Annotated in this window: 17 protein-coding genes; 12 read left to right on the forward strand and 5 right to left on the reverse strand. The window is 35.9% G+C overall.

Annotation, left to right across the window (positions count from 1 at the left end):
- Nucleotides 1-135: 135 nt before the first annotated feature.
- From AC1DEF_RS05695 to AC1DEF_RS05705, 3 genes are all read left to right on the forward strand, one after another.
- The gene (locus AC1DEF_RS05695; RefSeq protein ID WP_016766356.1) at nucleotides 136-243 is read left to right on the forward strand and encodes a YjcZ family sporulation protein; all 108 of its coding nucleotides are present in this window, start codon (nucleotides 136-138) and stop codon (nucleotides 241-243) included.
- Between the two features lie 287 nt (nucleotides 244-530).
- Complete coding sequence (locus AC1DEF_RS05700; RefSeq protein WP_097823106.1) at nucleotides 531-680, forward strand: YjcZ family sporulation protein; 150 nt, start codon at nucleotides 531-533, stop codon at nucleotides 678-680.
- 190 nt (nucleotides 681-870) lie between these two features.
- The gene (locus AC1DEF_RS05705) at nucleotides 871-1287 is read left to right on the forward strand and encodes a helix-turn-helix domain-containing protein (protein ID WP_097823105.1); all 417 of its coding nucleotides are present in this window, start codon (nucleotides 871-873) and stop codon (nucleotides 1285-1287) included.
- Nucleotides 1288-1298: 11 nt separating this feature from the next.
- Here the strand turns inward: AC1DEF_RS05705 and AC1DEF_RS05710 are convergent, their stop codons facing one another.
- Nucleotides 1299-1478 (reverse strand): hypothetical protein, encoded by a 180-nt coding sequence (locus AC1DEF_RS05710; protein WP_097823104.1) that lies wholly within the window; start codon nucleotides 1476-1478, stop codon nucleotides 1299-1301.
- A 40-nt stretch (nucleotides 1479-1518) separates the two neighbouring features.
- The gene (locus AC1DEF_RS05715; protein WP_477727315.1) at nucleotides 1519-1689 is read right to left on the reverse strand and encodes a hypothetical protein; all 171 of its coding nucleotides are present in this window, start codon (nucleotides 1687-1689) and stop codon (nucleotides 1519-1521) included.
- 126 nt (nucleotides 1690-1815) lie between these two features.
- Between AC1DEF_RS05715 and AC1DEF_RS05720 the strand changes: the two genes are divergently transcribed.
- Nucleotides 1816-2286, forward strand: a complete 471-nt coding sequence (locus AC1DEF_RS05720; protein ID WP_097823103.1) for a DinB family protein — start codon at nucleotides 1816-1818, stop codon at nucleotides 2284-2286.
- A gap of 92 nt (nucleotides 2287-2378) precedes the next feature.
- Nucleotides 2379-2792 carry a general stress protein gene (locus AC1DEF_RS05725; RefSeq protein ID WP_097823102.1) on the forward strand — a complete coding sequence of 138 codons (414 nt, stop codon included), beginning with the start codon at nucleotides 2379-2381 and terminating at the stop codon, nucleotides 2790-2792.
- Between the two features lie 83 nt (nucleotides 2793-2875).
- On the opposite strand, the gene AC1DEF_RS05730 is transcribed toward AC1DEF_RS05725, so the two are convergent.
- From AC1DEF_RS05730 to AC1DEF_RS05740, 3 genes are all read right to left on the reverse strand, one after another.
- Nucleotides 2876-3157, reverse strand: a complete 282-nt coding sequence (locus tag AC1DEF_RS05730; protein ID WP_097823101.1) for a YrhK family protein — start codon at nucleotides 3155-3157, stop codon at nucleotides 2876-2878.
- Nucleotides 3158-3395: 238 nt separating this feature from the next.
- Nucleotides 3396-4565 (reverse strand): MFS transporter, encoded by a 1170-nt coding sequence (locus AC1DEF_RS05735; RefSeq protein WP_097823100.1) that lies wholly within the window; start codon nucleotides 4563-4565, stop codon nucleotides 3396-3398.
- Nucleotides 4566-4605: 40 nt separating this feature from the next.
- Nucleotides 4606-5154 (reverse strand): cyclophilin-like fold protein, encoded by a 549-nt coding sequence (locus AC1DEF_RS05740; protein ID WP_097823099.1) that lies wholly within the window; start codon nucleotides 5152-5154, stop codon nucleotides 4606-4608.
- 178 nt (nucleotides 5155-5332) lie between these two features.
- Here AC1DEF_RS05740 and AC1DEF_RS05745 point away from each other — a divergent pair, with 178 nt between their 5' ends.
- The 7 genes from AC1DEF_RS05745 (at nucleotide 5333) to AC1DEF_RS05775 (ending at nucleotide 11679) form a co-directional block, all read left to right on the forward strand.
- A complete protein-coding gene (locus AC1DEF_RS05745) occupies nucleotides 5333-6235 on the forward strand; it encodes a LysR family transcriptional regulator (RefSeq protein ID WP_097823098.1) in 903 nt (300 codons plus the stop codon).
- 293 nt (nucleotides 6236-6528) lie between these two features.
- On the forward strand, nucleotides 6529-6684 hold the full coding sequence (locus AC1DEF_RS05750) for a hypothetical protein (protein WP_025749955.1): 156 nt from the start codon (nucleotides 6529-6531) through the stop codon (nucleotides 6682-6684).
- Nucleotides 6685-6963: 279 nt separating this feature from the next.
- Nucleotides 6964-7293: a PadR family transcriptional regulator gene (locus AC1DEF_RS05755; protein WP_014458816.1), complete on the forward strand. Its 330-nt coding sequence runs from the start codon at nucleotides 6964-6966 to the stop codon at nucleotides 7291-7293.
- On the forward strand, nucleotides 7280-7843 hold the full coding sequence (locus AC1DEF_RS05760) for an HAAS signaling domain-containing protein (RefSeq protein ID WP_097823097.1): 564 nt from the start codon (nucleotides 7280-7282) through the stop codon (nucleotides 7841-7843). Before AC1DEF_RS05755 ends, AC1DEF_RS05760 begins: the two co-directional genes overlap by 14 nt.
- Entirely contained in the window at nucleotides 7833-8696 is an 864-nt protein-coding gene (locus tag AC1DEF_RS05765) for a DUF4097 family beta strand repeat-containing protein (RefSeq protein ID WP_097823096.1), read from the forward strand. The genes AC1DEF_RS05760 and AC1DEF_RS05765 overlap by 11 nt, the downstream gene beginning before the upstream one ends.
- Nucleotides 8697-9072: 376 nt before the next feature.
- Nucleotides 9073-10239 (forward strand): alanine dehydrogenase, encoded by a 1167-nt coding sequence (locus AC1DEF_RS05770; protein ID WP_097823095.1) that lies wholly within the window; start codon nucleotides 9073-9075, stop codon nucleotides 10237-10239.
- A gap of 21 nt (nucleotides 10240-10260) precedes the next feature.
- A complete protein-coding gene (locus tag AC1DEF_RS05775) occupies nucleotides 10261-11679 on the forward strand; it encodes a sodium/glutamate symporter (RefSeq protein ID WP_097823094.1) in 1419 nt (472 codons plus the stop codon).
- The last annotated feature ends 37 nt before the right edge of the window (nucleotides 11680-11716 follow it).

Consider the following 11716-nt stretch of genomic DNA (forward strand, 5'->3'; position numbering starts at 1 on the left):
TAGCTATCGTTAAACAAAGTAGCCTATTTTTGACCAAAATCCAATCGATATGAGCTATGTCTACATATAATACCTTAACCCATGTATATTTAAAGTTTTTTCCTTTAGTTAAATACCACGAAAAGAGGTGTTTGTATGTCTAGTTATGGTGGAGCTGGTTCTGGTTTTGCTTTATTAGTTGTCCTGTTTATTCTTCTTGTCATTATTGGATGCAGCTGTTACGGCCGCGGATTTGGCTATTAATAACAATAAAAAAGTCTTTCTCTAATTTGAGAAAGACTTTTTTATTCTAGGTTGTGCGGGGCTGCTTTTATACGCAATAGAACTGATTGGGCGGAATTCAAACAATCTATTGCAGAGGGAGTAAAACTCATATATGGGATCTGAGGATGCTTCATTGTATGTAAAAGAAACTAAAAGGTTATTGTTTTTTTATCTATAGTGATATAAAACGTAGTCTATCCACTTGGTGGAGCAAATTTCGTTTTTCATCATATGATAAATGTATGAACGAGAAGGAGGTGAAGTTTATGTTCTTTGGCGGTTATGGCGGAGGTTGTGGCTATGGTTATGGCGGCGGCGGTTACGGCGGTGGCAGTGGTTTTGCTTTAATTATCGTGCTGTTTATCTTATTAATCATTATTGGCTGTGCTTGTTGGGGAGGATTTGGCGGTTGCTAATTATTAGCCTGCCTTTCTCTCTAACTTAAAAAAGTTAGCTTTATGCTAGCTTTTTTTATTTATTAAATGAGGACATGTATAGTGATTAGTACTAATACCTGCTGTGTTAACCAGTGGTTTACAGCTTGTTACTAAGCGTTTATGGATTTTTTACATATTTATTGTAAGCTAAGCCTTAGAGGTGATGAAGGTGACTTTAGGGGAACAGCTGCAGAAGTTAAGAAAAGAGAAAAAGATGTCCAGGGAAGAATTAGCTGGGAAAATGAATGTATCTAGACAAGCTGTCTATAAGTGGGAAAATAATAAAGGGTATCCTGATATTGAGAACCTTATTAAGTTAAGCGAACTTTATAATGTGACGCTGGATGAATTGATTAAAGGGGATCAATCTTTTCAAAGCAAAATAGCAATCGATCGAAAAAAGGGTGAGGATTTATCAGACCCTGGTTTTATTATCGGAATCATTCTTGTATTTGCAGGACTATTTTTAGATTTGGGTACATTTTCAGCTGGTGTTACCACACTAGGTTTTCTAACGATGTTTTTTTATGACGATGTGAAGAAAATGTTTTGGTATATTAAAAAGGGTTTTAAGGAAGAAAGGTAAGTAAACAGGCTTTAAGTTCTCTTAGAGCCTGTTTTTGTAACTTCAGTTTTCATTAAGAAACCTGCCAAGATGATAAAGACAGCAGATAAAAGCAATGCGGTTAATCCTTGTTTTAAAATAAATTCAAAAATTGTTATAGAAAATGATCCTAAAAAGAACATTAATTTGACTAAAATATTTCTTTTACTCATTTATAACCATCTCAATTCTACATACAGACAATCTATAAAGTTACTGATATTGCTTTCTTTGTCCAACACTCCACGCTAAACCTAAAACAGAAACAGTTATAACTATCGCTGTTAACATAACTATATTCACCTCTTTTTCCTTATAATTACATTGTAACATAGCCTCAGCGCGCTGTTTTAAAAGAGATGTGAGAATGACCAATATATTCACTGCTTAAAGGATGAAAGTTATTATACTCAGCATAAGAACCATGAATATTTAAAATAAGTTTAGTTGAAAATTCACCTCTTTGTTTTGGGGAAATGATGTAAAATGATGATAAGAGGAGGGATGGAAATGAATGGAACAGATGCAATAGTATTAAATATAAAAGAGATTAGAAGAAGAAGTATAAAGGTTTGGCAAGCAATTCCTGATGATAAACTCGATTGGAAGCCAGATAAAGAAGCTATGACATGCATAGAAATGGTTCGTCATGTCTTGGAGTCAGAATACTATTATTATCTAGCTATCGAAAATTTGGGCAGCTTAAAGGAATTTGATTCTCCTTTTGAAAAAAGACCCTTACAATCTATAAAGGATGAATTGGAGTTTGCAGCATCCTACCACCAACAATTTTTAGACATGGTTACTACTTTTTCTGAAGAAGATTTAACTAACATTCAAATAGACCGTTCAGATGTTGGTTATATTCGTTCTTTAGGGGATATGTTGATGCGGATAGGCTATCATGAATCCGTACACGCTGGACAACTCTTACAGTATTTGAGGATCATGGAGGTTGATCGACCTAGAATATGGGATTAAATCAATTAACTATGGATCTATTGTTAATAAGGGTAGAATAGCGGGTACATAAAAAGTAAGGAGAAAAGATCTTAATGAAGGAGGAAAGCTCTATGAGTAAAAGTGTTATAGGTGTATATGAGTCGCCGGAAGAAACATTAACTAGAATTGAGAAATTAAGAATGATAGGGTATGAGGATAATGAAATTACAGTTCTAACTAATCAAGAGACCGCAGCGGGCAATCTAGCTTATAGAACGAATGTAAACGTGGATAAGCTATCTGCTGCTGACCAAGATAAAGTCACTCAGGAAGATATGACTGGAGGGGCCCAGCAGGATTCTTTTTTAGATAAATTAAAGAAATTTTTTGTGGTGCAAAATTACTCAAATGAAGAAGATCGTGCAACAAATTTAGGTATTCCCACAGAGGAACTGACCTCTCATAAAAAAGATTTGGATGATGGAAAGTTTGTAATTGCTGTGACTTCTCATAAATTGAATGAAAAAGGGTTAGACCTAGAGTGATATATTCGATTCAAAAAGGGGGTGTACGCGTACACCCCCTTTTGATATATAGAATTCACAAGAAAAATTGTTTGCAAAGAAGATTATTTATTCCGATAACCTTCCTTTAAATATTTTCGTAAGTGAAAATCGTGTACTAATTTAATCGTTGGACGAATGAGCAATTGCACGCTCCCAAGAATAAATAACCAAATCCCTATATTTTTTAAGGAATCATAGAAGAATAAAATACTGCCAATTAGGAACCAGATGCCTATCAAGAAGTCGTTAATCGTATTTATAACTTTATAACTCTTTTTGAAGAACAATTCGTGTCTACCTATTTCAATCTCCCCGTAGTCTTCTTTTCTTCCCATTTCTGACATTGTAACTCCCTCTTTTTCTTGAATTTCCTTTTTTTATTCCCTTAGCAAGTCATAAAAAAACGTCTTTTGTGACAGGTATATGATGGTAAAGGAACAAGCGTAACTTTAGTGTATTTTTCCATCTCAAATCTCTATTTCTATCTATTAATGGTGTAAGCATTGACTAGAATAGATTTCTGCTCTTCATAGATGCAATAAAAGAAAACAAAGGGATCCGAAAAAGGGTTGAATTGATGCCTTATTTAGAAAGCTGTTTTATAGGACGATTCATGTAGCTTCTTGGTAAAATAAATACTACGCTCAATACTAATGACAAGATCCCCACTAGTACGACGTATTCTGTACCCAGTCCTGATATAAATAGTCCACCTACAGCTGTACCAATCGTTGTTCCTAAGTTAACGGATGCTAAAAATAATCCATTTGCGAAATCAGGAGCTTCCGGAGCTGCTGATGAAATCCAATATTGATTAATATTCGTTCCTATACCAGCGAATATTCCCCAAACTAAAGTCATAATAGCCATAGGCCAAGTGAACTGTCCGGTGAAGAATAAAATGATGTAAACGACTCCCAATGCGAAAGGGAAAACTACTACCGTTTTGATAGCATTTTTCGTAAGCAGCTTCCCTGCGATAATGTTTCCAATAATGTTTGCCACACCGAATAGAATTAACATGAAGCTGATTAATTTTCCAGAGATGTTCGTAACGGTTTTAAGATACTCAGCAAGATAGCTGTATACCCCAAATACTGCTGAATTCAGTAAAAGGACGGCCATAATGGAAAGCCAAGTAACGGGGTCTTTTAATACGCTGAGCTGCGTTCCATAGGAAAGTCTTTCTTTAATAGGCATAGAAGGGAAGAATGCCCATGTAGCAATAAATACTATAGCGTTAATGACAGCGAAAAATGTCATTGATAGTTGAAATGAAACTGTGCTTGCAAGAAAGCTTGCGATTGGTACACCAAGTACCATACCTGCAGATACGCCAATAAAGACTTTGGAAACAGCTTTTGGAGCGTCTTCCTTGCTGACTGAGTTTGCAGCCATTGTAAAAGCTGCTGAAAAATAAATTGGATGAAAGATAGCTGGAATCACACGCGCAATTATGGCAACAGCAAAATTAGTGGTGAATATAGAGATAATGTTACCTAAAACGAAAATACCAAGTACAAGCAACATCGCTTTCTTACGATTGACTCCTGAAAATAATAACGGCATAGTTGGACCGGATATTGATACAGTAAGAGCAAAGAGACTCACCAGCCACCCGGCCTTTGATACACTGATATGAAAGTGATCCGCAATGTAGGGCAGTATCCCTATAACCCCCATTTCGGTATTTATAATACTGAAAGCTCCTAAGGTTAAGACAAATATAAGTAGCTTATTTTGTTTAGACATAAAATCAATTTCTCTCTTTCTAAAAAGTGTTCTAGCTGCTTCAAAGCGGGCTGTTTAAAGACCAATTGTTATGTTTTTTAGTCACTTTTTCAATGGTAACTGTAAAATCACCATGAATATTTTCAACGTTTTCTTTTCCTGATTCAATTTGACCTAGTATGATAAGGTCATTTGTGGCATCCTCAAAACCTTTATAAAAAATAGCAACATTGCCCCAAGGAGCGTAATAAGCAAAGTCGCCTTTTTTTGATAGATCTCCGGCTTGTACATCATCTGCTGATAATCTTTTTTGTAAAATACTAATTTTCTCTTTACCTATATAATCTTCAAAAATGACTGTTAAAGGCAATTGAGCTAGAAAAGCCATACTTGCTGGGTTATCATACATCCTAATCAAGACTTCTTTATCGTTAAACGTTAATTTTATTTTTGTATCTGAAATATGTTCTTCTTGTGGCTGTTCTGGTGCTTGGTTTAAAAGATTACTTGTATTATGATCTCTGTCCGCTGCAGATGAATTATTGTTGCTGCAAGCAGCGAGGCCAAGGCTTGCTACTAAGATAGCAGACAGACATAAAAGTTTTTTCATTTTAAGCTCCTTTCCACTTTGAATAATTAAAAATGGTGCTTTTGTGATATGAACTTCGTTGCTATTTATTCTACTGGCTCCTTTTAAATATAGAAAATGCTTATATCTTATATCGTGGTATGCTTGATAAGCATTTCTGAGACGTATACACTAAAGATTGTGAAAGGAGGAGGGGTATATGGAATTTCGAGTTTTACGCTATTTTCTTACGGTTGCAAGAGAAGGAAACATCACGAGAGCTGCTGATTTTTTGCATGTGACACAGCCAACTTTGTCGAGACAATTAAAAGATCTTGAACAAGAGTTAGGTAAAAAACTATTTGTTCGCAGCAGTCACAGTGTCATCCTGACAGATGAAGGAATGCTTCTGCGAAACAGGGCAGAAGAAATCGTTAATATGATGGATAAATTAGAGGCTGAGTTTAGTTCTATGGAAGAAACAATAGGTGGTGACGTCTATATAGGCGGCGGGGAAACTGAAGCAATGAAACATATTGCACGAGTAGCAAAAGATGTACAGGTACGTTATCCCAATATACGATATCACCTCTACAGTGGAAACGAAGAAGATATAACGGAACGGCTTGACAAGGGTCTGCTTGATTTTGGTATTTTAATTCAGCCAGCCGATATTTCAAAATACAATTATCTTAATATGCCTGCCAAAGATATTTGGGGCGTCGTTATGAAAAAAGACAGCTCCCTTGCCGTCAAAGAAAGCATTCAAGCTGCGGATTTAGTAAACGTTCCACTGATTTGTTCACGACAAGCCGTGAAACAGACTTTTTCAAAAAATGAATTTGCGGATTGGTTCGGCGAAGATTTTCATAAATTGAACATTGTCACTACATACAATCTTGCCTATAATGCGGCGATTATGGTTGAAGAAGGCGTTGGATATGCCATAACACTTGATAAAATCGTCAACACATCTACGACTAGCAACCTTTGTTTCAGACCGTTACAGCCAAGACTTGAATCAGGTTTAAATATTGTGTGGAAAAAGCATCATGTTCTTTCAGCTGCGGCGGCTGCGTTTTTAAAAGAACTGCAGGAGGAATTTGCACCATCTAGAAAATGAAATTTTTGATAGCAGTCTACTTTAAAACAGCTATAAAATTGGCTGTTTTTTATTGTTTGAAAATGTAAAATAACGGCTTCTTTTTTCTTTAATTTATTACAAAAAAATCAAATACACGTAAGACATTTCTATCAAATGCGATAACAGCTGTTAAATTTTATCTTAAAAGTGATATTCTTATAAACATTCAATCAGTATGCTTTTAAAGCTATTTATGGATTTAATGTTAGGGTATGAAACAAGTATGGAGAGCCAAGATTACTTTATTATTTTAAACGAAGGATGAGTGATGTATGAACAAGCTTATAATACCAGCCATACTAGTAATCTTCGCTTTATGGATCTTATTGCAATTGGCTTTAGGCGGGGATATTTTCAAAAATCCGCTAAATTATTTTATCTTAATAACGGTTTTCTTTTTATTTATCCAACAAGCAAAAGAAAAATAGCCTGGCATGATTGCTGCTGTGTAGTCTATAGTTATAGGCTGCTTTTTCTTTTGGGTACGTTAAAATAATTTTATCTACAAGCTAATTAGAAAAGAAGGTTGAACCTTGCTTTATAAAAAACACCTTACGACTGTAAAAATGACTAAAATTTAAAAAATATTAAACAGTACCTTGCAATAAACAATAGCTGGTGATATATTGTAATTATTAGGAAGAAATTATAAATCAGTACTATACAATAAACAGTAGTGGACTGTGAAAAGAAAAGGGTGAAGAACAGTGAACGTACAATTTAAAAAAGGAGTTTTAGAGCTTTGTGTCCTTGTGTTGCTTGATAAAAAAGACCGCTATGGATATGAATTAGTTCAAAAAATCTCCGATCAAATTGAAATATCAGAAGGGTCAGTATATCCTCTTCTGCGCCGATTAACAAAAGAAGAATACTTCACAACGTACCTAAAAGAATCTACAGAAGGTCCCTCAAGGAAATATTATCAGCTTACCGATAAAGGAAGAGATTATTTATATGAACTTGTCGATGAATGGAATGAGTTTTCAAGAGGTGTTAATCAATTAATTAAAGAAGGTGTGAACAATGTCGAAGAGTAAATTTTTACAGCAATTAAATGAATCCTTAAAACCATTATCCGCAAAAGAACGGGCAGATATTTTACAAGATTATGAAGAACATTTTTCCATTGGCTTAGAAGAAGGAAAAACAGAAGAAGAAATTGTAACGTCGTTAGGTTCTCCGAATCAAATAGCTAAAGAATTGCTCGCAGATTATCACGTTGAGCAAGCAACAGCTAAGGCAACAACTCAAAATATCTTAAGAGCCACGTGGGCCGTAATTGGGTTAGCCTTTTTTAATGTAGTGATTGTTCTTGGACCCGCCGTCGCATTAGCTGGCTTCATTTTGTCAGCTTGGGCCATAGGTCTATGTTTCTTGCTATCTCCGATTCTAGTTCTTGGTGAGGCTATTGTACATTCGAGCGGCTTTTTTCTCTTTAATTTATTTATGTCTTTAGCATTTTGCGGAATTGGATATTTTATTATGTTAGGTATGTTAGTTGTGACGAAGCTAGCTATAAAAGGCTTTGTACGTTATCTAAAATACAATGTATCACTTGTGAAAGGCGGTTTAAAACGTGCTGAATAAAAAGAAACTCTCCATTCTTGCAGGCATTCTCATCCTTGTTGGGATTATAGGAGGCCTCCTTACGTATCGTGCTATTGATCCTGAACCTATTTCAAAAGAAAAAGTTATTAAAAGCAATCAAGTATCAAAGGTAAACATCGATACGGATAATACTCGTGTTCATGTATACCCTATCAAAGGCGATAATATCAAAGTAACATTAAAAGGAGAAACATCTCCTAATATAAAAAGAGACTTCACTACTGACGTTAGAAATTCAACGCTTTTCATCTCCTATAATGAACAACAGCGCAGCTGGGTCAATTTTGACATTGTTAGTGTATTAAAACCGCTATCTATCAACGTTTATTTGCCTGAAAAACAGTATAATTCATTGGGGATTTCCAGCAACAATGGGTATGTGTCTGTTAAAAAATTACGCGCAGCAGATGTTTCCATTCGCGCAAACAACGGACGTGTAGAATTAGAGAACATTGATTCACAAAACTTGAATACCAGCGTACACAATGGACTTACAAGCATAAAAAATGCTGCAGCAAAAACGGTTCAAGCAAAAGGAAATAACGGGAAAATAACGCTGAGTAACGTGGAAGGTAGTTTAGAAGGCGAAACGCATAATGGAAGTATCGCCTTAGAAACAAAAGAACTTGATCGAGATATTGACCTTAAAACGAACAATGGAAAGATTAAAATTAAGACGGAAAAAGAACCAAGTAACGTTCAATTTAATGTTTCCGTGGACAATGGAAAAGTCGATATTCTAAATAAATATGATAGGGACGCTGTTATTGGAAAAGGAAAGAATATTATTAAACTAGCCACTCATAACGGCAGTATTTCCGTAACAAAGTAGCCTGTTAGCTCTACGGCATAAAGCTCATCTGCAAAAAAGCAGAGGCACAGCTAGCCGCAGATAATCAAAAAAAGGTTTCACTCATTGAACGTTGATGAGTGGAACCTTTTTTCTATGCAAGATTAATAAGGTAACAGCTTGTCATGACATACATAAACAGGTATTAATTTCAGATCCTTTTGAATTTTTATTCATTTTAATTTATACTTTGGTAAGTAAATGCAGAATAAGGTTCTATTAGAACAATCTCTTCAAAGTTTGTGTGTAGCAAGATAAGGTACATTTGCTTTAATCTGAATATTTCTAATAATTTCTTTAATCTTAAGATCACGCATGAAGGAGAGGCATTTACAAAAATGAATTTAGGGGGATCAACATGATATTTGGTGTATTAAAAGACAATAAAGTGGGAGAGTATCGAGTCATTATGACACCTTTAGAGGTTGCTACTATTAAAGACGATGGCCATACGGTCCTTGTTCAAAAAGATGCGGGCGCATTAGCGGGATTTACGAATGAACAGTATGAAAAAGAAGGGGCCGAAATAGTAGAAACAACAGAAGAGATGTATGAAAGATGTGACTTTATAGCAAAAGTTAAAGAGATTGAAGAAAATGAGTATAAGTTGCTCAAGAAAAATCAAATTATCTATACGTGTATACATCCAGCTGCACATAAAGAGCAGGTACAAGCTATCCTCGATAGCAAATGTATCGCGTTCACTGCGGAAGATTCACATCGATTTGGTTCAGTAAACTGTGAAGCAGCAGGAAAACAAGGCGCACTAATGGGGCTTCAAGCCATGCTGACGATTAACGGAGGAAAAGGAAAATTTGTTAGTGGCTTAGCTGGAGCTCCCGGTATGAAGGTACTGATCCTTGGAGGAGGACTAGTAGGGAGGTCTGCTCTGCAAGTTTTACATTCATTAGGTGCGTGGTGTACGGTTATGGATATAAATTACGGAACATTAAGAGATATCGGCAAAACGTATAATGAAAAAGTGAATACTCAGCTATCAACTAAGCAAAATATTAAAAAACTGCTTCCTGAAACTGATATGGTAATTAACTGTGTGAAATGGCCAAAGGAACGCAAAGATTATTTAATAGAGTGCGATATGCTCAATTTAATGGAAAAAGGATCAGTTATTGTAGATATTAGCAATGACACTGACGGTGCAATTGAATCTTTCCGTGAAACAACTCATGAACATCCTACATATATTGAAAATGGTGTCGTTCATTACTGTGTCAGCAATATTCCTGGAGCGATTGCTAACTCTACTTCTGTAGCTTATGCAGCGTCCGTGCTGCCACATATTCAGTCCATCCTAAATTCGGGTGTAAAATCAGCCTGTATCAAAGATGGATTTTTAAGACGCAGCTTAACCGCTTATAAAGGATACCTCACACATGAAGAAACAAGTTCTATACAAAATAGACCTTGGATCAGACCAGAGAACGTATTACATATACAAGGGGAAAAGCTAGACCTAGCACCACCCGCTACATCAACAAGATCAGCTAATTTGTTAAGCATTTAAAGTTGCAAAAGGAGGATATGAATGACTGTATATACGATACTAGTAGATTTTGCTTGTGCCAGTGTTCTGATTTTGATAGGCATGCTGCTTCGCGCAAAATTTAAATTTATCCAAAGAAGTTTTATTCCAGCAAGCTTATTGGCAGGTTTTTTAGGTTTAGCATTAGGACCTAGCTTTTTAAACATCCTACCTTTTTCTGAAGATATTAGCTCCTATGCAGGGATTATTACCATTTTTGTATTTGCGGCAGTTGGAATAAACGGGTTTTCTTTTTCACCCGGCAATATGAAAAAGGATATCAATCGAATGGGCGCATATGCCACTTATAAAATTCTTTGTATAGGCCTTCAAATGTCTATTCCGATTGTCTTTTCTATTTTAGTGATTTCAAAGTTTGCTCCAGAAATTAATAACGGATTTGGTTTACTTTTAGCAGCCGGATTTTATGGAGGACATGGAACAGCGGCAGCGGTAGGTACAACCTTTGAAAATCTAGGCTGGGAAAATGCAACGGACTTAGGGATGACCGCTGCTACCGGCGGTATTTTAGCAGGTATTTTTGGTGGACTTATTTTTATAAAATGGGCAACTCGAAAGGGATACACTCATTATGTAAAAGACTTCTCGGAAATTTCCGAGGATTTAAAAACGGGATTAGTTCAGCCTAAAAATAGAACAGCAATGGGGGATGACACTATTTCACCAATTGCGATGGATCCATTAGCCTTTCATTTAGCATTATTAGTTGTGCCATCAGGTTTGGGATACTTATTAAACAATTATATTGCGACTGCTTGGGGACTAGAATTCCCAACGTTTACAATAGCATTTTTGATAGCGCTGCTTATGTACATATTGCTAGGCAAAGGAGAAAAAGGGGTTTATAAATACGTTGATAGTAAGGTAGTCGATCGTTTAGGCAGTGCAGCAACCGATTTTCTTGTATTTTTTGGAGTAGCTTCAATCAAATTACCTATTGTTGTGGAATATGCACTTCCACTGGGTTTATTAATGCTTTCAGGTATAGCAATAGTAGTGGTGATGCTAGTCGTAATTGGACCGGCCATGAACTATGAAAGCTGGTTTGAACGTTCCATATTTGTGTATGGCTATTCAACAGGTGTGTTTGCAATTGGGCTTACATTACTAAGAATTATTGACCCTAATAACAAATCAAAAACACTTACAGATACAGCGGTAGTTGGACCGCTTAATACACCGTTAGAATTATTTGCGTGGTCAGCAGGGCCTGTTATGCTCTTAAGCGGACAGCACTGGACGTTTGTTGGGATTTTTGCAGGCATATCGATTCTATGTTTCGTCATCGCTAGAATCTTCAAATGGTGGCACTGGAAGGTTCCTTTAGGGGCGCGTCCTCCTGTTCCATTAGATAGAAATGAAGGGGTTATTCGAATAACTGGAGAACATATTGAAAAATAACGTAGGTTAAATAAAATATGCATACTAAACTCATTCT

The sequence above is a fragment of the Priestia sp. 10L35 genome, from assembly GCF_056395685.1.

What these genes read in the sequence shown, in the direction of transcription:
- AC1DEF_RS05740 (WP_097823099.1), bottom strand. Translation starts at nt 5,154, where the DNA reads ATGAAAAAACTTTTATGTCTGTCTGCTATCTTAGTAGCAAGCCTTGGC.
- AC1DEF_RS05700 (WP_097823106.1), top strand. Translation starts at nt 531, where the DNA reads ATGTTCTTTGGCGGTTATGGCGGAGGTTGTGGCTATGGTTATGGCGGC.
- AC1DEF_RS05750 (WP_025749955.1), top strand. Translation starts at nt 6,529, where the DNA reads ATGAACAAGCTTATAATACCAGCCATACTAGTAATCTTCGCTTTATGG.
- AC1DEF_RS05710 (WP_097823104.1), bottom strand. Translation starts at nt 1,478, where the DNA reads ATGAGTAAAAGAAATATTTTAGTCAAATTAATGTTCTTTTTAGGATCA.
- AC1DEF_RS05770 (WP_097823095.1), top strand. Translation starts at nt 9,073, where the DNA reads ATGATATTTGGTGTATTAAAAGACAATAAAGTGGGAGAGTATCGAGTC.
- AC1DEF_RS05735 (WP_097823100.1), bottom strand. Translation starts at nt 4,565, where the DNA reads ATGTCTAAACAAAATAAGCTACTTATATTTGTCTTAACCTTAGGAGCT.
- AC1DEF_RS05720 (WP_097823103.1), top strand. Translation starts at nt 1,816, where the DNA reads ATGAATGGAACAGATGCAATAGTATTAAATATAAAAGAGATTAGAAGA.
- AC1DEF_RS05725 (WP_097823102.1), top strand. Translation starts at nt 2,379, where the DNA reads ATGAGTAAAAGTGTTATAGGTGTATATGAGTCGCCGGAAGAAACATTA.
- AC1DEF_RS05760 (WP_097823097.1), top strand. Translation starts at nt 7,280, where the DNA reads ATGTCGAAGAGTAAATTTTTACAGCAATTAAATGAATCCTTAAAACCA.
- AC1DEF_RS05695 (WP_016766356.1), top strand. Translation starts at nt 136, where the DNA reads ATGTCTAGTTATGGTGGAGCTGGTTCTGGTTTTGCTTTATTAGTTGTC.
- AC1DEF_RS05745 (WP_097823098.1), top strand. Translation starts at nt 5,333, where the DNA reads ATGGAATTTCGAGTTTTACGCTATTTTCTTACGGTTGCAAGAGAAGGA.
- AC1DEF_RS05730 (WP_097823101.1), bottom strand. Translation starts at nt 3,157, where the DNA reads ATGTCAGAAATGGGAAGAAAAGAAGACTACGGGGAGATTGAAATAGGT.
- AC1DEF_RS05775 (WP_097823094.1), top strand. Translation starts at nt 10,261, where the DNA reads ATGACTGTATATACGATACTAGTAGATTTTGCTTGTGCCAGTGTTCTG.